We start from the raw sequence: 21,935 nt of genomic DNA on the forward strand, positions 1-21,935 counted from the left end.
CGGTGTATTTTCCGACAAATTGTTGTCTTCAATGCGCTTTCATCGCAACGAGTGCGTCATGGATGGCCACAAGTTTCGACTCCACACGGTGCATCAGATAAAACGATACAAAAATCGGAAATCCGAGATCCTGTATGAACGACATCCACTGTTCCATGTCCATGCCCCCCTTTCCGTACCCAAACAGGGCCTCCCGGTTAAACTCCGGGAGGCCCTGTTGTCACGCCATGATCAGATCCGTCACTTCACGGGCGATGATGCGCGCCGTGGCCACTTCCGCGATCGGATGCCCTTCCGCTCCGAACACCCCGCTTGCGATGACGGCTTCCATGCCTTCCCGCACTTCCGCTGCCGTCAGCCCCTCTTTCGGCTCATCGACGGTCAGTGTCATTTTCTTGCCGCCGGATGTCGTGAATCCGAGTTCCAGTGTTTTTGCCATTTCTTCTCCCCCCTTTTACGATCCAGACGGATGATGATCACGCCATGATGACTGCGGTCTCGATCCGGTCCGCCGACAGGAACGGCAATTCCGACAGCTCGCCGAGCGCGAGTACAGCTCCGAACAGGTCTTCCGCATCCGCTTCTCCGTTCACATTGCGGTAGACTTTCGTCTTGCGGACCGGTTTCCCCTCGCCGTCCGTCCCGGCGTCGAAGTAGAGCCGGACGGAGGCATCCTTGAATTCGATGCTTGCCATGTTTCATCCCCTCCTTTCAACCGTTACATAGAGCCGTCCGGCCGGAAGGATACAGGAGATGAAATTTATTCGCCGCCCCTTTATAATTGAGAGAGAATCCAAATGAGGTGAGAATGTTGCTCCAAGGCTGGTTCCTTTGGTTTATCCTGTTCTGGGTCGTCGTCCTCGTCGGCCTGTTTGCAATCGGCGGCTTTTTCATGTTCCGAAAGTTTTTGAAGGTGTTCCCGAAAGAAGACGGGAAATCCACGCTCGACTGGGAAGAATATTATGTGGACCGCTCCCTGAAGCTTTGGACACCCGAATCCAAGAACCTGCTCAATGAGCTGGTTACCCCGGTCCCCGAGCTGTTCCGGCCTGTCGCCAAGCAAAAGATCGCAGGGAAAATCGGTCAGCTGGCACTTGAGGAAAAGGCGAAGCGGATCGAATTCGACCATATTATCCGCGGGTACATTCTCGCAACGCCAAAGCGCGACCATAAGTTCCTGCGCAAGAAGCTGGACGAAATGAAGATCGATGTCCGTCCATACGAACAGTTGTTTTAAGACGCAGAAAAGCCGCCGTCCGGTTTGATTCCGGAGGGCGGCTTTTCTGTCTGCATCGATGGAAGGGCTCAGCCTTCGCTTCGGAGGGCGGCCGTTTTCAGCCGGCGGTTCAGCTTTTGGAACTGGACATACATGGCGATCCGCCACGGGACGATCATGGCGAACGCAAGCAGGAAGAACATGCCCGCAAGCTCGCCGACATCGATCGAGCTGCTCAGGATGAGCTTGGCGATCACCCGGAAAATGAGCAGGCCGACGAGGATGAAGATGAATGCCTTCGACGGTTTCAGGTAGATGTCCCCTTCAAGCGTCTCGAACTTGGACGTCTTGATGAGGATCACCGAAAACAAAAGACCGACGACTGAGGCTTCCAGCACATGCGTCCAAGGAACCTTGAACGGGTCGAACAGGAACATGAGCGCTCCCGTTGACATCATGATTGGCGGAAGGAGGATTTTCTTGGCACTTGCCGGCCGCTTGGCGGACTTGGAGCGGACGATGAGCGCCATCGTCCCCATGAAGGCAAAAATAACCGTGGAACCGATGATGAGAACCGGTGCCGGCACTTCGTTGAACACCCAGTTCAACCAGTCATTGATCATCGGTCTCACCCGCCGCTTCTTCCAGTTCGTCCATCCGCCGTTCAAGTTCCGCCATCGGCACGAACCGGGCGAACCGGGCGAATTCCCGGCCGCTTCGGAACAGCAGGACGACCGGAGCGGAAAACAGGGACAGCTGCCCCGCCAGTTCCGGCACCCGGGCGGCGTTCACATAATAAAACGGAAACCCGTAATCCTCTTCCAATGCGGCGACCTGGGGAAACAGGGCTTCACAGACCGAGCAGTTGTCGGTCTTGACGAAGAGAAGGAACGTCTCCTCTTCGGCGAGTTCCTGCAGCCAGCCGTCATACGTATTGATTGCCTCCATATTCAATTTCTCCTTTTTTCAAAATCAGAATCCCTGGAAGTCCCCAAAGAACGGGCTCAGCCAGCCGATGATTTTCGTCATGCCGTCAAAGAACAGCAGGATTCCGACGAGGATCATGATCCAGCCGCCGATTTTCATGATGATGTTGCTGTATTTCCGGATCACGCCGAGCTTCGTGATGAAGAATGACAGCACGAAGAACGGAATGGCGAACCCGAACACGTAGGAAAGCATATACAGCATGCCGGCATCGGGATGCTGTCCGGCGAGCGTGATGATGGCCCCGACGATCGGGCCGTTGCACGGTGTCCATCCGGCCGCGAAGGCAAGGCCGATGACCAGGGTGCCGAGATATCCGGCCGGCCGGTTCTTGAATTGGAACTTTCGTTCTTTCATGAGGAACTCCGGCTGCAGCACCCCGACGATCATCAGACCGAACAGGATGATGAAAATGGCTCCGACCTGCCGGAGCAGGTTATCGTATTTCAGGAAGAACTCCCCGATGTAGGAAGTCCCGAATCCGAGCGCCACGAAGATGATCGAAAAGCCGATGAGGAAAAACAATGTGTGCAGGATGCCGGTCCTCGTCATCTTTTTCTGGTCGGATTTCAGGTCCTCAAGCGACATTCCCGTGATGTACGAAACAAATGCAGGATACAGTGGCAGCGAGCACGGAGAGATGAAGCTGAGAAACCCCGCCCCGAAGGCCAGGAGTATATTGAGATCCGTTGACATACCGGTCCCCCTTTCTCAGTTGCTCATCCTATCGTATCAAAAACCCGCCGGATTGGCGCCTGTTGCGCCTGTGACAGTTTGTTGACCGGTTGTGCGGGCGGGGTGTCGGCGCCCGTTTTTTTGGGGGCGTTGGGGGGCGAGTGGGATCATACGGGGCGCGAGTGAGCGCATAGACGGCCTGAGTGGCATCATATGGGGCGCGAGTGGGCGCATAGACGGCCTGAGTGGCATCATATGGGGCGTGAGTGAGCGCATGCGGCTTCCGGGCGGTTTCAATGGCCCCCTTTCCGCCCGGCCGGAGTTTTCCCGGCCGGAACAAGAAAAAGCAGGACCGCGGTTTTGCCGGTCCTGCTTTTTGGATCAGCCTGCTTCGTTTCCGAGGATGCCGTTCTGCAGGCGATACATGTTGTAATAAAGCCCTTTTTGGGCGAGGAGTTCGCGGTGGGTGCCGCGCTCGACGATCTCGCCCTGGTGCAGGACGAGGATGAGCTCCGCGTCCTGGATCGTGCTGAGCCGGTGGGCGATGGCGATCGTCGTCCGGCCTTTGCGCATGCGGGAGAGCCCTTCCTGGATCGCCGCTTCGGTTTCCGTGTCGATGTTCGCCGTCGCCTCGTCGAGCACGAGGATCTTCGGGTCGGCGGCCATCGTGCGGGCGAACGCGACAAGCTGGCGCTGGCCGCCCGAGAAGGTCGTCCCCCGCTCCGTCACCTTCTGCCGGTAGCCGTCCGGCAGCCGGCGGATGAACGGATCCGCCTGGAAGAATTCGGCGGCCGCCCGGACATCCGCCGGCGTCACCGACTCATTGAACAGCCGGATGTTGCTTTCGATGTCGCCGTAGAACAAGAACGGATCCTGCAGGACGAGCCCCATCTTCTGCCGCAGTTCCGATTGCGGGTATTCGCGGATCGGCTTTCCGTCGATCAGGATCTCGCCGCGGCTGAATTCATAGAACCGCATGAGCAGGTTGATGATCGAACTTTTGCCGGAGCCGGTATGGCCAACGAGCGCCACGGTTTCGCCCGGGTTCGCGGTGAAGGTGATGTGCTTCAGGACGTCGTTTTCCCCGTCGTAGGCAAATGACACGTCCTTGAACTCGATTTTCCCGTCCCCGATCTTCGCTCCTCCGTCCGCCGGCTGCGCCGGTTCCAATTCTTCGTCATCCATGAGTTTGAACACCCGGTGGGCGGCGACGATCGCCTGCTGGAAAATCGACAGCCGCTGCATGACCTGGTTGATCGGCTCAAAGAACCGGTCAAGGTAAGTGACGAATGCATAGATGACGCCGATCTCCACCGGACTGTTGAACGATGTGATGCCGAAGTAGGACAGCAGAAGGATGAGGCCGAGCGCATACACCAGGTCGACCGCGGGCCGCAGAAGCAGCCCGTCGAGCCGGATGTTGCGCATGCCGGCGTCATAGTGCTTTTCATTGATGTCCCCGAATTCCTTCCGCAGCCGTTTTTCCTGCCGGAACGCCTGGACCATCCCCATTCCGTTGAGCGACTCGGCGATCTTGCCGTTGAGCTGGCTGAGCCGCTCGCGCAGATCCTGGTAAAACACCGAGCTGTATTTCCGGTAGATCGCCATGATGACGAAGATGAGCGGAAGCAGCAGGAGCGTGATGAGCGCAAGGCGGACATTGAGCACGAACATGGCGATATAGACGCCGACAATGAGAAAGCCGCTCTGCAGGAATCCGACGAGCACGTCCACGAACATTTCAAGGATCGCTTCGGTGTCGTTCGTCACACGCGAGACGATGCCGCCCGCCGGCGTCCGGTCAAAGAAGCGCATCCCGAGCCGCTGGACTTTGGAAAACACGTCGATCCGGATCTGGCGGACGATGTTCAGCGCGATTTCCTGGAACTTGAGCAGCTGGATGTAGCCGAACACCGTATTGAGCACGAGGATGAGGAGATAGGCGGCCGCAAGCATTCCGAGCGGTCCTGCCGGGAAAGTTCCCGGCGTCAGGTAGTCGTCGATGAAGATCTTGATGAGCACCGGGCCGAGCACATCGCCGAGCACCATGAGCCCGAGCAGCACGAGCGCGAAAACCGCCGTCTTTGCATGGGGCCGGATGTAGCCCGTCAGCCGCTTGAGCACCTGCCACTGTTCCCGGTTGCCGAGGGCCGGCTGCTGTTCATTTTTGTTCATTACGATTCCCCTCCCTGCTCGACGAGCGCCTCCAGCCGCTGCAGCTCGTACATTTCGTAATACTGCCCGCGCAGGGCCATCAGTTCGTCATGAGTCCCCTTTTCGGCGACCGTGCCGCCGTCCATGACGAGGATCTGGTGCGCATGCTGGATCGCGCTCATCCGGTGGGAGGTGATGATCGTCGTCTCCCCCTGCCGCTCCGCCTTCAGCGAACGGAGGATCGCTTCCTCCGTCCTCGCGTCGACTGCGGACAGCGAATCGTCGAGGATGAGCAGCTCGGGATTCATGAGGAGGGCGCGCGCGATTGAAATGCGCTGTTTCTGCCCTCCGGAAAGCGAGACGCCCCGCTCCCCGACGACCGTCTCATAGCCGTCCGCAAATCCGAGAATGTCCCCGTCGATCTGGGCGAGGCGGGCAGCCCGCCGCACTTCCTCAAGCGGTGCCCCGATGTCCGTGAAGGCGATGTTCTCCCGGATGGTCGTTGAAAACAGGAAGTGGTCCTGCGGCACGTAGCCGATCGCCTCCCGGAGCCGCTCCTTCCGGTAGTCGCCGATCGGGACGCCTCCGTATGCAATCGAGCCGTCAAAACCGTCGAACTCCCGCAGCAAGAGCTTCAGGATCGCCGTCTTGCCTGAACCGGTCCGGCCGACGATGCCGAGCGTCTCCCCGCGCCGGAGTTCAAACCGCACGTCTTTCAGCGCGGGCCGCTCATCGCCCGGAAAGCGGAATTCCCGGACGTCAAACGACAGGTCGCCCTCCGGTTTCCGGTCGATCGCGCCCGGCACGTCTTTCACTTCCGGCTCCACGGCCAGCAGGTCCATAATCCGGCCGTAGGAGGCCCGCCCCCGCTCCACGATGTTGAACAGGAAGCCGAACGCGAGCATCGGCCAGACGAGCAGCCCGAGGTACGCCGTGAAGGCGACGAGGTCCCCGACCGACATTTCATCCGCAAGAATGAAGCGGGCGCCGAATGTGACCGAGAGGAAAAACGACACGCCGACGATGAGCGAGATCGTCGGGTCGAACAGCGCGTCCACTTTCGCGACCCGGACGTTTTTGTCGACCACGTCCGCGGACAGCCGGCGGAAGTCCTCGATGTCTTCCTCTTCCTGGCCGAATGTCTTGATGACCTTGATGCCCGAGACGCTTTCCTGCGTTTTGTCGTTCAGGTCGGAGAACGCTTCCTGTGCCCCGCGGAACCGCTCGTGGAGCATCCGCCCGTACCAGCTCGTCAAAACGGCCATGAACGGCATCGGCAGGAGGGCGATCAGCGTCAGCTTCCAGTTGATCGTGATCGCCATGGCGAGGATGACCGCCCCGCCCGTCGTGAGCGAGTCGACGAGCGTGAGGACCCCCTGGCCTGCCGTCATCTGGACCGCCCGGAGGTCATTCGTCGCATGCGCCATCAAGTCGCCGACCCGCCGCTGCTGGTAGAACGACGGCGACTGGTCGGTAAAATGGCGGAACAGCCGCTCGCGCATCTGACGCCCGAGCAGCACGGAAGAACCGAAAATCATGATCCGCCAGTAGTAGCGGAGAACATACATCCCGAGCGCCGCGGCCGCCAGGATCAGCAGCCATTTCTCGAGTCCGCCCGGCGTCAGCTCGCCGAGACGGATTTCATCGACGACGAATCCGATGATCCGCGGCGGCAGAAGCTGGAGCACGGCCACGACGATCAGCATGAGGATGCCGAAGAGATACTGCTTTTTCCTTTCTTTAAAGAACCACCCCAACTGCATGAATACTTTCACGGAAAACGGTCCCCCTTTGATTTTCGAACCGGATTCCAGTGTAGCAAATGTTCCGAATTTAGAGAAGCACCGGAAATCTGATTATCCGACCACTGAAATATCATGGACGTCCGCCGTCCGGATCATCTGCGGCTCCCCGTCCCCGTCCACCATCCGGATCGTTCCGGACAGCGGATCGAAATGGTGGACCGGCCCCGCGAAAGTCCTTTCTCCGCCGGCCGTCCGGCACCGGATGGCGAGTCCGCCTCCGAATTCGAGCGCTTCGTGCAGCAGCCGGTCCCACTCCTCCAGCTGCTGGGAATCCGGTTCCGCCGGCTCCCGCCTCTCTTCCCCCTCCTGCCATTCCCTCAACAGCTTCAGGTGTTCCGGCAGCATCATCGCCGTCCACTTGATGTTCCCTCTGTCGCGGATCATCCGCACCACTCCTTTCCCGAAATCAACCACCGTCCGGCCAAACTGAAACTTTTCCGGGTCCGGCCCCGTATGGAACTGTGTACATAAATCCTTCCAAGAAGGAGGAAACCTGATGATGAAACCGATTTTGACTTTCCTGCTTGCCGGCACTCTGCTCGCCGGCTGCTCGGGCGGCGCCGGAAAAGCCGGCGGCGGAGAAAAAACCGACCGACCGCCGGAAACCGCGGCGGACCCTGCTGAGGCCCCTGCTGAGGAGAACGCCGCCGCGGACGCCCCGCTTTCCGCCGTCACGGAAGCCGGGTCGCCCGAAGAGCTGGCCGCACTTCCCGCCGGCACGCTGACCGCGGACATCCCCGTTGAAGAGGAAGCGTCCCTCTGGAGCCGGCGGGAAGTGCCCGAAGATCTCCGCGGGGCCTTCCTTGATGAAATGAAATCCGTCTCTGCAGGCGAGGAAGACGCCGACGCCTGGTTCAGTGCCGTAACCGCCGCGCTCGCCACCCCCGCCTACGCGGAACAAGTCCCTTGGCTCGTCGGATTCCGTCCGGATTTCGATGAACCGCTCCTGCCGGAACCTGAAGAACGGCCCGCCGGGGAAGAGCGCGGCCAAGCGCCGGACCGGGCGGTCATTCTTCTTGACGCCAGCTCCAGCATGCTGCTGGAAGCGGACGGCGAACTGAAGATGGACACCGCCAAAAGTGCAGTGAGGAGCTTCGGCCGCACGATCGGCCAGAACAGCGACGTGTCCCTCTATGCATACGGACACGCAGGCACCCAGAACCGGGCCGACAAGGAACTGTCCTGCGGCACGATCGACGAAGTGTACCCGGCCGGATCTTATGATGAAGAACGCTTCAATGAGGCCGTCGCCGGCGTGAAGGCTGCCGGCTGGACGCCGCTCGCCGGCGCAATCCGTCAGGCGAACGAGGACCTTGCCGGGAGCGACGGCGACATCACCGTTTATATCGTGAGCGACGGGGCGGAAACATGCGGCGGCGACCCGGTCGCGGAAGCCGCCGCCTTCGCAGCCGGCCATCCGGGCCGCCATGTCGACATCATCGGCTTCCAGGTCGACGCAGACGCCGAAAGCCAGCTCCAGTCGGTGGCGGAAGCCGGGAACGGTCGCTACCTCGGTGCCGATACACTCGAAGAAATGACCGGCGGCATCGCGGACATGTGGCTGCCGTCCGACCTCGACCTCTCCCTCCTCGTGTATCAGTCGCCAACCGGCTGGGCGACCGCCACGGCGCTCCACGAAATTTCGGAAACGTCCGGCCACGCCAAGCGGTCCGTCTTCACCGAGCATCTCCGCTTTCTCGGCGCAGCCGACCTTCTGCTGGAAGAAGGGCTGATCGGCGCGTCCACACGCGATGAGCTCGTCGCGCTGATGGACAGCCGGAAGGAAACCCACGCCCGGCTGCTGGACGAACTGTCGGAAGAAAAGCGGGAGACCGTCACTTCGGAGGCCGAACGCATCGACAAGAAGATCGACGACTACCGCACCCGGATGGAAAAACTGAAGGAAGAACAGGGCAGTTGAGCCCGTTGCAGGCGGCCGTTCCGGGATGGAGCGGCCGCCTGTTTTGGTGTGCGGCGGGATGAGTGAGCGCATTGGGGTCGTGAGTGAGCGCGTTCGCCCCGTGAGTGAGCGCGTTGGGGCCGTGAGTGAGCGCGTTCGCCCCGTGAGTGAGCGCGTTGGGTTGCCCGGCGGGGCCGGGGTTCCTTTTTCAGGTTTTGTGGCCGCCGATCAGCTTTGCGCGGCCGACCGCCGTGCCGGCGTCGGTGTAGGAGACGGCGCGGAGAATGGCGGCCGGCCCGTATTTCGAGCGGATGGCGTCCATCGCGGCGCCAAGCTTCCGTTCTTCCCATTTGTTCTCCTCGAACAGGCTCAGCTGCATGGAATGCTCTTCTTCCAGATTGGAGAGCGAAATCGCCAGGCGCCGGATGGGCCGCCCGTCGTGGAACTCATCAAGCAGTTTTGTGCACACCCGGTAGATCGCCATCGTGGCGTTGACCGCCTCATCGACGGAGCGCGACCGGCTGAACCCGCCGCCGTACGCGTCTTCGCTGTAGCCGGCCGACAGATGGACGGTCCGCCCCGCCCGGCCGGCTTCGCGCGCCCTGCGCCCGACGTCTTCGCACATTTCGAGCAAGACGGCGAGGATGTCCTCCCGCTTCGAGTAGTCGCGGAACAGCACCTGCCCTTTCCCGTAGCTCACCTGGCCCTCGATGAGCGGTGCCCCAAGCTCCGACAGATCGACGCCCCAGGCATGGTGATGCAGCTGGTTGCCCATCACGCCAAATTCTTTTTCCAGTACGGCGAGATCGGCATGGGCGAGGTCGCCGACGGAGAAGATGCCGAGGCCGTTCAGGCGCTTCTCGAGCCGGCGGCCGATGCCCCACATGCCGGAAAGGGGCGCAACCGGCCACAGTTTCTCCGGCACGTCTTCATAGCCCCATTTGGCGAAGCCCCGCTTTTTCGCCTCCAGATCAAGTGCCAGCTTGGCCAGCAGCATGTTCGGTCCCATGCCGATCGCGGATGGCATCTGGAACTGGGCGAGCAGCTGGTCGCCGATCCGCTTCGCCGTCTTTTCGGGCGGCCCCCACAGCCGCTCCGTGCCGCCGAGGTCGACGAACGCCTCGTCGATGCTGTATACGTGGATCGCTTCTTTTGGAACATACTCGCTCAAGAGGCGGGTGATCTCCATGGAAATGCCGATATAGAAGCCCATCTTCGGTTCGATGAGCCGGATGGACGGATCGTCGGGTATTTCGTACAGCCGGTTGCCCGTCCGCACGCCGAATTCCTTTTTCAGCCGCGGCGAGGCGGCGAGCACGACACTGCCCTTCCGCTCCCGGTCGCCGATGATGGCGATCGGCTCCTTCATCACATCGAGCCCTTCATCGGCCGCCGCGCAGCTGGCGTAGAAGCTGCGCATGTCGAGACAGATGATTTTCCGCTCCGGCAGTCCTTCATACATCCGGATTTCCTCCCTTCCTCTGCATTTATTCGACTTAGAACAAGTGTTCCCCTCCTTCAGTATAGCCAAACCGGACGGAATCATTCAACGGCAATTTCGGGAAATGGAGGAAGGAAATCAACGGAACCACTGCGTATACGGGTTTTCGTTTCCATAAAAAAAGACCGGGAAGGATTCCGGCCAGGATATACGCGGTCTGCTTTAGACCCATGCCTTTTTCAGAAGCTCCGCCCCGAGCCCGATCTCTTCGGCAGAGAGGCTGCTGAACCCGAGCTTGATCATGGGGCGGTCTGGATGGTTGCAGATAAAATAAGCGGATGAAGGATAAACACGGACTCCCTGCAAGGCTGCACGGCGGATCAGTTCTTCTTCGGTGTACGGAAGATGCACCTTGATCAGGAGGAACAGGCCTGATTCCTTCCCGACCATCGTCACCTGTCCGCCGAAAAGCCGATCCAGCACGGAAATGAGCTGCATCATCTTGCGCTTATACACAAGCCGCATCCGCTTGATATGGCGGCTCCATTCCCCGTCTTCCATAAACCGGGCCATGGCGAGCTGGTTCGGAAGCGAAGCGGTCGTCTCGAAATTATGGAAACGGGTGCGATACCGATCGAGCAGACCGGGCGGCAGGACCATATAACCGAGCCGGATCCCCGGCAGAAAAGACTTTGAGAAATTCCCTAGGTAGACGACCCGCGACGAATCGATGGCCGCAAGCGCCGGGAATGGCTTGCCGGTATACCGGAACTCGCTGTCATAGTCGTCCTCGATGACGTATCCCTCCCTCGAGGCGGCCCAGTTCAGAAGTGCCTGGCGTTGCCGGATGGTCATGCTGACACCGAGCGGACTCTGGTGGGAAGGTGTGACATAGGCCACCCCGGCATCCGTCCGGTCGAGATGAGACAGGTCAATGCCTGTCTCATGGACCGGCAGCGTCCGGATTCCGAATGAGTGGAAACGAAAGGCCTCCCAGGCACCGTCATACCCGGGATCCTCCACGGCGACGGCGGAATGATCCTCCCTCAGAACATGGCCGAGCTGGAGGAGCATCTGCTGGGTGCTGCTCCCGATGATGATGGCATCGGGATCGGCCGATACGCCGCGCGACTGGAAAAGGTACTTCGTAATCTGTTCACGCAGGCGCCGCTCGCCGAACGGGTCCCCGTACAAGAAACTCTCTTTCTCCGCCAGCACCCGGTTAAGCATCCTTCTCCATGCCTTCAGCGGGAAGTGCGCCTGATCGACGGCGCCCGCCCGGAAATCGACGGTCACGGAAGGTTCCGGAGAAGCAGGTCTGACGGACCGGGAAGGCGCTTCACGGAGGAAAAGCGGTTCCATCCGGTTCACGAAATAGCCCCTCCGGCTCTCACCCTGTATGTATCCTTCGGCCATGAGCTGTTCGTAGGCCATCAGCGTCGTGTTCCGGCTCACTTGGAGCGAATCCGCGAGGCGGCGGATGGACGGCAGTTGCTCGCCTGGCAGCAGTTCGCCCTGCTCAATCCATCGCTTGAATCGTTCATACACCTGTTTATACTTCGGGGATCCTTCATGGAATGTGAAAATGATATCTTTCATGGGCAAACATCCTCTGACATGTGGACTTTTCTGATATTGTACCTTTTTCCATGACAGCCTGCATCGTATACTTTCAGAAAGAGGACCAAAACTGGAGGCGTTGTTCATGTACATACCAAGAAAATATCGGATCCGGGATATGGAAGAGATTGAATCGTTCATTCGGGCGAATCCGTTCGGCATTGTGGTCACCGTGAAAGAAGGCAGTCCCGTCGCAACCCATATCCCCCTGCAGTTTCGCACGGTGGACGGGGAACATTTCCTCACCGGGCATCTGGCCTACGGGAACGCTCAGTGGAAGGCATTCGGGGCGGATGAAGAGGTCCTCGTGATCTTCCAGGGTCCGCACGCGTACATCTCCCCCTCCTGGTATGAGCAGGAAAACGTGCCGACCTGGAACTACCAGGCCGTGCACGTGTACGGGAAGCCGGAGATCATTGAAGGCGAAGAACTGCACCGGGACCTCGCCCTCCTGATGGAGAAATACGAAAAACACCGGGAACACCCTGTGCTCTGGAAAACACTGTCCCCTGAACTGCTGGAGACCGAACTGAAGGGGATCGTCGGATTCAAGATCAGGGTGGAGAGGTTCGAAGCGGCCTATAAAATGAGCCAGAACCGCAATGAACGGGACTACCGGAACATCATCGACCGCCTTGGCGAGGAAGGCGATCCGCTATCGGATCAAGTGGCGGAAGTGATGAAAAAAATCCAGCCATAAAAAAGCAGACCGGAGCACCTTTTTGGGTGCCGGTCTGCTTTTCCGTCTTATTGAATGGTCTGGCAGAGTGCTTCCTTCGCCTTCCCGATCTGCGCAAGCACCTGGTCGAAGCCGGTGCCCCCGTAGGAGTTTCTCCGGCGGACGGCCGCTTCGGGCGCGAGCACGGCGTAGATGTCTTCTTCGATCAGCTTGCTTTCCTCCTGCATATCGGTGAGCGGCAGGTCTTTCAGGACGCAGCCTTTCTGGATGCAGGTGAAGACGAGCTTTCCGGTCACTTCATGCGCTTCGCGGAACGGCATGCCCTTCGCGGCCAGGTAGTCGGCGAGCTCGGTGGCGTTCGAGAAGTCTTTGGCGACCTCCTGCTCCATGACGTCCGCGTTCACGGTCATCGTGCGGATCATGCCCGCGAAAATGCGGAGCGAGCCGGTGACGGTCTTGACCGTGTCGAACATGCCTTCCTTGTCTTCCTGCATGTCTTTGTTGTAGGCGAGCGGCAGGCCCTTCAGCGTTGTGAGCAGGCCGGTCAGGTTGCCGTACACCCGGCCGGTCTTGCCGCGGATGAGTTCCGCCATGTCGGGGTTCTTCTTCTGCGGCATGATGCTCGAGCCGGTGGAGAACGCGTCGTCGAGCTCAATGAAGCCGAATTCCTGGCTCGACCAGAGGATGATTTCCTCAGCGAACCGAGACAAGTGCGCCATGAGCAGCGACGAGGCGGACAGGAACTCGACGATGAAGTCCCGGTCGCTCACCGCGTCCATGCTGTTTTCGTACACGCCGGCAAATCCGAGCAGTTCCGCGGACAGATGGCGGTCGATCGGGAACGTCGTCCCGGCGAGTGCGCCCGCGCCGAGCGGAGACAGATCGGTCCGCTTGAGCGAGTCTGTGAAGCGGCCTTTATCCCGCTCGAGCATCCAGAAGTACGCCATCAGGTGATGCGCGAACGATACCGGCTGGGCGCGCTGGAGATGTGTGTAGCCCGGTGCGAGCGTCTCGACATGCGTTTCCGCCTGCTCGAGGATTGCCTTCTGGAAGTCTTCGATGAGCACGATGACTTCCTTCAGGCGCGCCTTCAGATACAAGTGCATGTCGGTCGCGACCTGGTCGTTGCGGCTGCGTCCGGTATGGAGCTTGCCGCCGACCGGACCGATGTCGTCCGTCAGCATCTTCTCGAGGTTCAGGTGAATGTCTTCAAGTTCCACGGAAAATTCCAGTTCATCCGTCTCCGCCTTTTCCTTCAGGCGTGCGAGGCCGCCGAGGATGGCGTCCGTCTCCTCACTGGTGAGGATGCCGCACTTCCCGAGCATCCGGACGTGCGCCGTGCTGCCTTCCAGGTCCTCCAGGACGAGTTCCCGGTCGAAGCCGATCGACGCGCCGAACTCGTCGACCCATTCCTCGGCGCTCTTCTGGAAACGGCCGCCCCAGAGTTTCTCGGTCATGACTGCACCTTCTCCGGCTTCTTCGCGGACTCGGCGGCAGCCTTGTTGACGGATGCATGGACTTTCGTCGGCAGGCCCCACAGCTCGATGAAGCCGACGGCGGATTCATGATTGAACGCGTCTTCCTTCGTATAAGTCGCGAGCTTTTCGTCATAGAGGGAGTTCGGCGACTTGCGGCCTTCGACGATCGCATGTCCCTTGAACAGCTTCACGCGGACGGTGCCGTTGACGAACTGCTGGGTCTCTTTCAGGAAGGCCTGGAGCGCTTTTGTGAGCGGCGAGAACCAGAGTCCTTCGTAGATGAGCTCGGTCAGCTTCTTGCCGACGACCGGCTTAAAGTGCGCGAGTTCCTTCACGAGCGTGATGTCTTCGAGTTCCTTGTGCGCCGTGAGCAGCGTCATCGCGCCCGGGCACTCGTACACTTCGCGGGACTTGATGCCGACGAGGCGGTTCTCGACGTGGTCGATGCGGCCGACGCCGTGCTTGCCGGCGATGTCGTTGAGGCTGAGGATCAGTTCGTCCAGCTCCATCTTCTCGCCGTCGAGCGTGACCGGAACGCCGTGCTCAAAGCCGATTTCAATGACGTCCGGCGTGTCCGGTGCGTCTTCGAGGGCAACCGTCAGGTCATATGCATCTTCCGGCGGCGCCGCCCACGGGTTCTCGAGAATGCCGCATTCATTCGAACGGCCCCACAGGTTCTGGTCGATCGAGTACGGGCTGTCAAGGTTGATCGGAATCGGGATGTTGTGCTCTTTCGCGTATTCGATTTCTTCTTCACGCGACCAGCTCCACTCGCGGACCGGTGCAATCACTTCAAGTGACGGGTCAAGTGCCTTGATCGACACTTCAAAGCGGACCTGGTCATTCCCCTTGCCCGTACAGCCGTGTGCGACGGCGTCTGCGTTCGTTTCATGTGCAATCTCAACAAGCTTTTTCGAAATGAGCGGACGGGACAGCGCCGAGACGAGCGGATACTTTTCCTCGTAGAGCGTGTGGCCCTGGAGTGCAGGAAGCACGAATTCTTCCGCAAATTCCTTTTTCGCGTCGATCATGTAGCTTTCGGATGCGCCGACCTGGAGCGCCTTCTCCTTGACGAACGCGAGGTCCTTTCCTTCGCCGACGTCGAGGCAGACCGCAACCACTTCGTACCCCTGCTCCTTCAGCCATGTGACCGCCACCGATGTATCAAGACCTCCTGAATATGCGAGAACCACTTTTTTGCCCATATGCAATCCCTCCGTGTATGTTTATTCATGTTATTCATGTTTTATTCATGAGTGAATCTTAACACGGAATAAAAATCGATGCAAGCAAATGTTTATGCATTTTCAAAGAATTCTTTTTCAAGAGGGTCAGAGAGTGTGAGTGAGCGCGTAGGCCGTTTGAGTGAGCGCATAGGACGGCCGAGTGAGCGCGTAGAGGCGGCGAGTGGAATCATAGCCCTTCGCCACGGCCGATCCAGGCTGCTTTTAGGGTTGATGAGGACCCAAAAAGCGAGCCTGCGTCCGGATAGCCGGGTGCGGGCTCGCTTATGATCATTCGCTTTTTGGTTCTTTCGTATATTCATGGCTTTCGATGTCGAGTTCCACGGTGTAGGTTTCGTTGGATTCGACGATCGTGTAGTCGAACTTGATCAGGTCTTTGCCGAGCTCCGGCTTGCCGAGGAGGACGAAATCACTGCCCTCTTTTTCGAGGAACGCCTGGAATGCTTCGGTCTGGCGCTGGGACAGGTCGTCTTTCGGCACGACAAACACGGACGCATGCCCCTGGCCGGGGAACGATTTCGCGATCATGCCGGAATGATAAACGTCCGCGCGCATTCCCTTCTCCAGGTCGCTGAGCTCCAGTTCCCGTTCCGCACCGTCGCCGATCGAGACGAAGTGGGTTTCATCGTCGATCGTGTAGTAGATGTCGTTGACGAGCACCCGGTCTTCGTCGATGTCGGTGATGAATCCTTTCGCTTCCTCCATCCCTTCCACCGGGACGGACAGTTTGTCTTCGTCTTTCGGCGCATCGGCGCTTCCGCCGCTCCCGCCGTCCGTTCCGCTTGTGCCGCAGGCCGAAAGGAACACGGCCGCCGCTGTGCAAAACAGCAATTTTTTCATGAGATCACTCCTTCGGTAATGGAACCGTCAGTCCTCTGCCGGCTCTTTCGAATACTCGTGCGTGCCTGTGTCGAGCTCCACGGCGAACGCTTCATTGGAAGAAAGGACCGTGCACCGGAACCGGATCTTTCCTTCCCCGAATTGCGGCGCGCTGATCAGGAGCGGTTCGCCTTCCTTGTCCAGGAATGAACGGAACGCTTCTTCCCGCTCCGTCTCTTCTTCCCCGTCCGGGACGGTGAACACATCCGCATAAGCCTGGCCGGGATAAGACATGGCGACCGCTTCGGAATGGTACACATCCGCCCTCATGCCCGGTTTTAGATCATCTGCGGTCAATTTCTGTTCTCCCCCGTCGCCGAGCCGGACCAGGTGGGTGTTGTCGTCGATCAGGTAGTATGTATCATTGACAAGCACACGGTCGCCGTCAATTTCGACAATGAACCCATCCGTTTTCTCCATTCCCTCAACAGACACGGATAATTCCCCGTCCCCGGAGTTTCCGGAAGGTGCGGAAGAGCCGCCGCCCGTTCCGCAGGCGGACAGCAGCACCGCCGCGGCGGCGAAAATCAATAACTTCTTCAAAATTTTCACCCCCTCAACCGATCAGACGGTCGAGGGGGTGAGGAGTTTCATTTCTTTTCAAAGAAATTCCGGCCGAGCTTTTCGGTGAGTCCGGGGGCGATGGAATGGGCCTTGGCGGCGGCCGCCATGTACCACGGAAGGTCGATGTCGCGGACCGGACGGCCGAGTGCCCGGACGGCGGCTTCAGCGATTCGTTCCGGAGGCGTGAGGTAGCCGGCCATGGACGCCCGGTAATCGGCGCCCGGAGCGGCCAGATCAAGAAACGGTGTGTCCACCGGTCCCGGATTGACGGACGTGACCGAAATCCCGTACGGCGCCATTTCGAGCCGCAGGGCATCCGCATAGCCGAGGATGGCGCTTTTGGAAGCCGCATACACCGAGGCTTTTTTCGTCGCAACTTTCCCGGCGGCGGAAGCGATGAAGATCACCTGTCCGGCTCCCCGCACCATCATGCCCGGCAGAATCCGGCGAAGCAGCTTCATCGGGGAGGCGGCGTTCACTTCGAGCATCCGGCCGATCGATTCGTCGGACAGCTCATGGGCGTGGAGGAAAGTGCCGACGCCGGATGCGAGAATGACCGCGTCGGGCGCTCCCGCCGTCCGTGCCACCCGGTCGAGTCCGGCAATGGTCGTGAGGTCGGCCTCCAGAATCCCTGCCCCTTCCCGCCTGATGTCTTCAAGGATCGCCCGGTTGCGTCCGGTGGCGAGCACGAGATGCCCTTCCTTCAGCAGCCGCGAGACGATCGACCGGCCGATGCCGCCGGTCGCGCCGGTGACGAGCACCCGCTTACGCTTTTTCATAATCAAGCACCCCGTCTTCCCGGCGCACTTCCCTGGCAAGCCCTTCCTCGACGAGCCAGTCCGTCTGCCCGATCGTTTCGGACAAGGTCAGGCCGAGTTCTTTCTGATACATCGTCGGAAACAGCCGCTTCGTTAGCTCGAAGATCGTCTTCGGCCCGTCTTCCATCATGCCGAGCACTTTCATCGCGCGGTCTTTCTGCTGTTCGAGGCGGTGTTCGATGAGCGGCGCGATCCCCCGCACTTCTTCGCCGTGCCCCGGGTAGATGACCTCCACCGGCAGCGCGGCGACCCGCCGGAGCGAGTGGTTGTATTCCAGCAGCGATTTCGGCCGTCCGGCTTTCGGATCGAGCGGCGGTTCGATGAGCGGATTGGAGGAAATTTTCCCGAGCACGAGGTCGCCGCCGATCATGTCGCCCGTCTTTTCGTTGAAAAATGCAAGATGGCTTCGGGCATGTCCCGGCGTTTCGAGCGAGGACCAGCCGGGGTGCCCCGGCACGGCGTCACTGTCGGCAAGCCGGGCATCGAGCGGCCGGCTGCCCATGAAGCCGACCGGACGCTTCATCTTGGACACCCAGCGCAAGTATTCTTCCGGCACGCCTTCTTCGGTCAGGCAGTCCAGGTAAAACCGGTCGTGGTATTCAAAGAACGCCTCGTCGCGGCGCAGCCACGGGTCGTTGTAGGCGTGCCCGAGCAGCCGCGCCCGCTCAAAGCGGTCGACGAGCCCCGCGTGGTCCGGATGATGATGCGTCAGGATGACCTGCTCGATGTCTTCCGGCCGGTATCCGGCTTCCTTGAGCCCGTGAAGCAGGGCTTCCCAGGATTCCGGCGTGTTCGTTCCGGCGTCGAACAGGGTGAGTGCATCCCCTTTCAATAAATAAGCGTTGACGTCCCCGACCGCGAACGGCGTCGGCATGGTGATCGTATGGATCATCGGAATCCCCCCGTTGAATGAATCGTGATTCATTTATTGTACATGAGCCGAACCGCCGCGTCACCTGTTGACACCGCGGAAGACGATGCGTATAATCACGTTAACCGAATGAACGGAATGCTCCGACGAAGACGAGTACGGGCGGTGAAGGCGCACAGAAAATGCGGTCACCGGCTGAGAGCCGCATCCCCTCTCCCGCCCCGAACCTGCTTCCGAGCCGCCGTGGAAACACGGCCGCCCCCCGCTGCGTTAAGGCGGATGAGCCGCACCGGCCCTGCCGGTGAATGAAGGTGGTACCGCGGAAACCGATGCGTTTTCGTCCTTTTTCATGATGAGTCATGACTTGGGACGAGAACGCATCTTTTATTTTGGAAAAGGAGGATGAGCGGGATGAAAAATGTATTGTTTGTCGGCGCAGGCTCGATGGCCGAAGCCATCATGGCCGGGATCATTGGGAAAGGTGCCGTGGACCCGTCGTCCGTATTCGTGATGAACAAGTCTGATGAGGCGCGGCTGTATGGATTGAAGGAGAAGTACGGCGTCGTGCCGGTGAGGAAAGAAGACGTCGCGGTCGGACAGGCGGAACTTGTCGTGTTTGCGACGAAGCCGAAGGATGTGCGCCAGGCGATGGGAGACGTTGCCGGACGGCTTCATCCGGAGGCGGCGGTCCTGTCGGTGATGGCGGGCATCCCGATCTCTACTTTTGAAGAAGGGCTCGGCAGCCGGCCGGTGGCGCGCTCGATGCCGAACACATCGGCGACGATCGGGCTTGCCGCGACGGGCGTGGCGATGAATGAGGCCGTGTGCGACCGGGTGCGCGGGGACATTCTCTCCCTTCTCGGGGCGGTCGGCATCGTGAAGGAAGTGGCCGAAGACGATCTTCATCTGGTGACCGCCCTTTCCGGAAGCGGCCCGGCGTATGTGTATTATTTTACGGAAGCGCTGGAGGAAGCGGCGAAGGCGGCCGGTTTTGACGGAAGCGACGCGCGCGAACTCATCATCCAGACGCTTGAAGGCGCAGCGGCGATGATGCGGCAGACCCGGATGGAGCCTTCCGTGCTCCGGGAGAACGTGACGAGCCCCGGCGGGACCACGGCAGCGGGGCTCCGCGCGCTGGAGGAAGCGGGATTCCACCGGGCGGTCGCCTCCTGCATCCGGGCGGCGGAAAATCGATCCCGTGAGCTTGCGGACGGGAAGTGACAGGCCGCAACTGGTAGAATGGATTGGAATTCTGTCAGGGGAAGGTGAGTATGGATGGCAACATTGTTCGAACCGATCAAATTTGGCGAAGTGACCTTGCGCAACCGCATCGCCATGGCGCCGATGTGCATGTATTCCTGTCCGGAAGGAGACGGGCGGGTGCAGGACTGGCACCTCGTCCACTATCCTTCGCGGGCGGTCGGCGGCGCCGGCCTCATCATCTTGGAGGCGACCGCGGTCCAGCCGGAAGGCCGGATTTCCAATGAAGACCTCGGCATCTGGGAAGACGGCCAGACTGAGGGGCTCGGCCGGCTGACGGGTCTGATCAAGCAGCACGGTGCGGCCGCCGGCATCCAGTTGGCCCACGCCGGCCGCAAGTCGGAGACCGACGGGGACATCTTCGCCCCGTCGCCAATCGCCTTCAGCGACCGGTACAAAGAGCCGAAGGAAATGAGCGCCGAAGACATCCGGGCGACCGTTGAGGCATTCCGGGAAGCGGCACGCCGGGCGAAGGAAGCCGGTTTTGATGTCATCGAGCTCCACGGGGCCCACGGCTATCTGATCAACGAGTTCCTTTCCCCGCTCTCCAACCGGCGGGAAGACGAATACGGCGGCAACGCGGAAAACCGCTACCGGTTCCTGCGCGAGACGATCGACGCCGTCAAGGAAGTGTGGGACGGGCCGCTGTTCATCCGGATTTCTGCAAGCGACTGGGCGGACGGCGGGATGACGCCGGACGACTATGTGCCGATGGCGGGATGGATGAAGGAACAGGGCGTCGACCTGATCGACGTCAGCTCGGGCGCCGTCGTGCCGGCCGCGATCGAGAGCTATCCGGGCTACCAGGTGCCGTTTTCCGAGACGATCCGGAATGGCGCCGGCATCGCCACAGGTGCCGTCGGCCTGATCAACGAGCCGGAGCACGCGGAGGAAATTGTCCGCAACGGACGCGCCGACCTTGTGCTGCTCGGGCGCGAACTGCTCCGCGATCCGTACTGGCCGCGGCGCGCGGCAGATGCGCTCGGAGCGGACATCGAGGCACCGGTCCAATACCGGCGCGGATGGAATTGAAACAGAGCCGGACGGGATACGATTCCCGTCCGGCTCTGTTTTTGTAACTGGAGAATCGGAATCGTTCGATTCAAAGAGCTAATCATTCGACTCGGCGAGCTAATCGTTCGATTCAAACGGCTAATCATTCGACTCGGCGAGCGAATCGTTCGATTTGCGGCCGTGCTCCCATACCGCCCGTGATCCTCCGGAAATTCCCCGGATCGGTATCGCCTTCCGTGTTAACGGCCAGGACGACGGATGACGCATCAAGCCCCAGCATTTCCCGGTCGACGGAAGTGAGTCCGCCCAGAAGGCCTACCGCCACGGCTGCTCCGGATTCACCTGATACGACACGGGGATCCCCCGCGGATGGACGGGACAGGATCCGCATGCCGTTCGTGCTGACTTCATCGCTGCACGAGGCAAAGTGAGACACGAGCGGCTTCAGGATTGCCCAAGCATCGGGGCTCGGCACACCACAGGCGAGTCCGGCCATCATCGTGTCCAGGTCGCCGCCCACTTCGGCCGCGGCCCCGTCCCCTTTCAGTGCCGACCGGTAAAAACAGTCGGCCTTGTCCGGTTCCATCACAATGATTTTTGGCGCGTCTTTCCCGAGCCGGGCCGCCACATAGGCCGCCATGGCTGCGGCGAACGAGCCGACACCGGCCTGCAGGAATAGATGGGTGACGGGCGGCGCCGACGCTTCTTCCAGCTGACCGAACGCTTCGTCGATGAGCGTCAGATAGCCCTGCATGATGAGCCGCGGGACCTTCTCATAACCGGTCCATGCGGTGGCCTGGACGAGCACCCAGCCGTTGCACGCCGCTTCTTCTTCGGCAAGCCGGACCGTGTCGTCATAATTCAGTTCGGTGACGCGCGCATCCGCCCCCTGCTCCCGGATGGCGTCCACCCGTTCTTTTGCGGACCCGGCCGGCAGGAAAACGACTGCCCGCTGCCCGAGTTCCCTCGCCGCCCAGGCGAGTCCCTTTCCGTGGTTGCCGTCGGTGGCCGTGGCAAATGTGACGGTTTCCCCGCTTCCGCCGTGCAGCCGGCCGAGCGCATAGGAAGCGCCGAGCCCTTTGAATGCATGTAAGCCGAACCGCTCCGACTCATCTTTGACGTACAATCCGCCGATTCCGAATGACCGGGCCAGCCCGCCAAGCGAATAAAGCGGTGTTTCAGCGTATGCCGGAAGGCTCTCGTGAAATTTCCTCGCCCGCTTCGCCTCTTCCCATGAAAAAAGCTCTATCAGATCGGATGGTCGCTCCCCCGCATACGGGTTGGCCATCCACTTCATATTCCCCACTCCAGATCCCCCCTGATCTTTCGT

General features: G+C 60.3%; 23 protein-coding genes. 5 read left to right on the forward strand and 18 right to left on the reverse strand.

Annotated features, from left to right (window positions below; translation table 11 throughout):
• Nucleotides 1-28 precede the first annotated feature (28 nt).
• The 3 genes from ACFFIY_RS10495 to ACFFIY_RS10505 form a co-directional block, all read right to left on the reverse strand.
• On the reverse strand, nucleotides 29-157 hold the full coding sequence (locus ACFFIY_RS10495; protein ID WP_354195417.1) for a YvrJ family protein: 129 nt from the start codon (nucleotides 155-157) through the stop codon (nucleotides 29-31).
• A 63-nt stretch (nucleotides 158-220) separates the two neighbouring features.
• Nucleotides 221-439, reverse strand: a complete 219-nt coding sequence (locus ACFFIY_RS10500) for a DUF2922 domain-containing protein (RefSeq protein ID WP_354195415.1) — start codon at nucleotides 437-439, stop codon at nucleotides 221-223.
• 37 nt (nucleotides 440-476) lie between these two features.
• Nucleotides 477-695, reverse strand: a complete 219-nt coding sequence (locus tag ACFFIY_RS10505) for a DUF1659 domain-containing protein (RefSeq protein WP_354195413.1) — start codon at nucleotides 693-695, stop codon at nucleotides 477-479.
• A 113-nt stretch (nucleotides 696-808) separates the two neighbouring features.
• On the opposite strand from ACFFIY_RS10505, the gene ACFFIY_RS10510 reads away from it, so the two are divergent.
• Nucleotides 809-1,237: a DUF2621 domain-containing protein gene (locus ACFFIY_RS10510; protein ID WP_354195594.1), complete on the forward strand. Its 429-nt coding sequence runs from the start codon at nucleotides 809-811 to the stop codon at nucleotides 1,235-1,237.
• Nucleotides 1,238-1,305: 68 nt separating this feature from the next.
• Here the strand turns inward: ACFFIY_RS10510 and ACFFIY_RS10515 are convergent, their stop codons facing one another.
• The 6 genes from ACFFIY_RS10515 to ACFFIY_RS10540 form a co-directional block, all read right to left on the reverse strand.
• Nucleotides 1,306-1,839: a CcdC family protein gene (locus ACFFIY_RS10515; protein ID WP_376837266.1), complete on the reverse strand. Its 534-nt coding sequence runs from the start codon at nucleotides 1,837-1,839 to the stop codon at nucleotides 1,306-1,308.
• Nucleotides 1,829-2,164, reverse strand: coding sequence for a thioredoxin family protein (locus ACFFIY_RS10520; RefSeq protein WP_354195411.1), 336 nt, complete (start codon nucleotides 2,162-2,164; stop codon nucleotides 1,829-1,831). Before ACFFIY_RS10520 ends, ACFFIY_RS10515 begins: the two co-directional genes overlap by 11 nt.
• A gap of 24 nt (nucleotides 2,165-2,188) precedes the next feature.
• A complete protein-coding gene (locus ACFFIY_RS10525; protein ID WP_354195409.1) occupies nucleotides 2,189-2,899 on the reverse strand; it encodes a cytochrome c biogenesis CcdA family protein in 711 nt (236 codons plus the stop codon).
• A gap of 360 nt (nucleotides 2,900-3,259) precedes the next feature.
• A complete protein-coding gene (locus ACFFIY_RS10530) occupies nucleotides 3,260-5,053 on the reverse strand; it encodes an ABC transporter ATP-binding protein (protein ID WP_354195407.1) in 1,794 nt (597 codons plus the stop codon).
• A complete protein-coding gene (locus ACFFIY_RS10535) occupies nucleotides 5,053-6,807 on the reverse strand; it encodes an ABC transporter ATP-binding protein (protein ID WP_354195405.1) in 1,755 nt (584 codons plus the stop codon). Before ACFFIY_RS10535 ends, ACFFIY_RS10530 begins: the two co-directional genes overlap by 1 nt.
• Nucleotides 6,808-6,888: 81 nt before the next feature.
• Nucleotides 6,889-7,221: a YolD-like family protein gene (locus ACFFIY_RS10540; RefSeq protein WP_354195403.1), complete on the reverse strand. Its 333-nt coding sequence runs from the start codon at nucleotides 7,219-7,221 to the stop codon at nucleotides 6,889-6,891.
• Between the two features lie 112 nt (nucleotides 7,222-7,333).
• Here ACFFIY_RS10540 and ACFFIY_RS10545 point away from each other — a divergent pair, with 112 nt between their 5' ends.
• A complete protein-coding gene (locus ACFFIY_RS10545; RefSeq protein WP_354195401.1) occupies nucleotides 7,334-8,758 on the forward strand; it encodes a vWA domain-containing protein in 1,425 nt (474 codons plus the stop codon).
• Nucleotides 8,759-8,945: 187 nt separating this feature from the next.
• On the opposite strand, the gene ACFFIY_RS10550 is transcribed toward ACFFIY_RS10545, so the two are convergent.
• Nucleotides 8,946-10,199 carry a Y-family DNA polymerase gene (locus tag ACFFIY_RS10550; protein ID WP_354195399.1) on the reverse strand — a complete coding sequence of 418 codons (1,254 nt, stop codon included), beginning with the start codon at nucleotides 10,197-10,199 and terminating at the stop codon, nucleotides 8,946-8,948.
• 201 nt (nucleotides 10,200-10,400) lie between these two features.
• The gene (gene pdxR / locus ACFFIY_RS10555) at nucleotides 10,401-11,777 is read right to left on the reverse strand and encodes a MocR-like pyridoxine biosynthesis transcription factor PdxR (RefSeq protein ID WP_354195397.1); all 1,377 of its coding nucleotides are present in this window, start codon (nucleotides 11,775-11,777) and stop codon (nucleotides 10,401-10,403) included.
• 106 nt (nucleotides 11,778-11,883) lie between these two features.
• Between pdxR and ACFFIY_RS10560 the strand changes: the two genes are divergently transcribed.
• Nucleotides 11,884-12,498 (forward strand): FMN-binding negative transcriptional regulator, encoded by a 615-nt coding sequence (locus ACFFIY_RS10560; protein WP_354195395.1) that lies wholly within the window; start codon nucleotides 11,884-11,886, stop codon nucleotides 12,496-12,498.
• 47 nt (nucleotides 12,499-12,545) lie between these two features.
• Here ACFFIY_RS10560 and argH read toward each other — a convergent pair whose 3' ends face one another.
• The 6 genes from argH to ACFFIY_RS10590 form a co-directional block, all read right to left on the reverse strand.
• The gene (argH, locus tag ACFFIY_RS10565; protein ID WP_354195393.1) at nucleotides 12,546-13,934 is read right to left on the reverse strand and encodes an argininosuccinate lyase; all 1,389 of its coding nucleotides are present in this window, start codon (nucleotides 13,932-13,934) and stop codon (nucleotides 12,546-12,548) included.
• On the reverse strand, nucleotides 13,931-15,160 hold the full coding sequence (locus ACFFIY_RS10570; protein WP_354195391.1) for an argininosuccinate synthase: 1,230 nt from the start codon (nucleotides 15,158-15,160) through the stop codon (nucleotides 13,931-13,933). The genes argH and ACFFIY_RS10570 overlap by 4 nt, the downstream gene beginning before the upstream one ends.
• Nucleotides 15,161-15,469: 309 nt before the next feature.
• Nucleotides 15,470-16,039: a hypothetical protein gene (locus tag ACFFIY_RS10575; protein WP_354195389.1), complete on the reverse strand. Its 570-nt coding sequence runs from the start codon at nucleotides 16,037-16,039 to the stop codon at nucleotides 15,470-15,472.
• 27 nt (nucleotides 16,040-16,066) lie between these two features.
• A complete protein-coding gene (locus ACFFIY_RS10580) occupies nucleotides 16,067-16,621 on the reverse strand; it encodes a hypothetical protein (protein WP_354195387.1) in 555 nt (184 codons plus the stop codon).
• Between the two features lie 47 nt (nucleotides 16,622-16,668).
• On the reverse strand, nucleotides 16,669-17,421 hold the full coding sequence (locus ACFFIY_RS10585) for an SDR family NAD(P)-dependent oxidoreductase (RefSeq protein ID WP_354195385.1): 753 nt from the start codon (nucleotides 17,419-17,421) through the stop codon (nucleotides 16,669-16,671).
• A complete protein-coding gene (locus ACFFIY_RS10590) occupies nucleotides 17,408-18,385 on the reverse strand; it encodes an MBL fold metallo-hydrolase (RefSeq protein ID WP_376837268.1) in 978 nt (325 codons plus the stop codon). Before ACFFIY_RS10590 ends, ACFFIY_RS10585 begins: the two co-directional genes overlap by 14 nt.
• A gap of 357 nt (nucleotides 18,386-18,742) precedes the next feature.
• Here ACFFIY_RS10590 and proC point away from each other — a divergent pair, with 357 nt between their 5' ends.
• Both proC and namA read left to right on the forward strand, forming a co-directional pair.
• Nucleotides 18,743-19,552, forward strand: a complete 810-nt coding sequence (gene proC / locus ACFFIY_RS10595) for a pyrroline-5-carboxylate reductase (RefSeq protein ID WP_354195381.1) — start codon at nucleotides 18,743-18,745, stop codon at nucleotides 19,550-19,552.
• A 54-nt stretch (nucleotides 19,553-19,606) separates the two neighbouring features.
• Nucleotides 19,607-20,623 (forward strand): NADPH dehydrogenase NamA, encoded by a 1,017-nt coding sequence (gene namA / locus ACFFIY_RS10600; protein ID WP_354195379.1) that lies wholly within the window; start codon nucleotides 19,607-19,609, stop codon nucleotides 20,621-20,623.
• A 124-nt stretch (nucleotides 20,624-20,747) separates the two neighbouring features.
• On the opposite strand, the gene ACFFIY_RS10605 is transcribed toward namA, so the two are convergent.
• Nucleotides 20,748-21,902, reverse strand: a complete 1,155-nt coding sequence (locus tag ACFFIY_RS10605; RefSeq protein WP_354195590.1) for a diaminopropionate ammonia-lyase — start codon at nucleotides 21,900-21,902, stop codon at nucleotides 20,748-20,750.
• Nucleotides 21,903-21,935 lie beyond the last annotated feature (33 nt).

The sequence above is a fragment of the Bhargavaea ullalensis genome (assembly GCF_042432615.1).
Taxonomy (GTDB): Bacteria; Bacillota; Bacilli; order Bacillales_A; family Planococcaceae; genus Bhargavaea; species Bhargavaea ullalensis.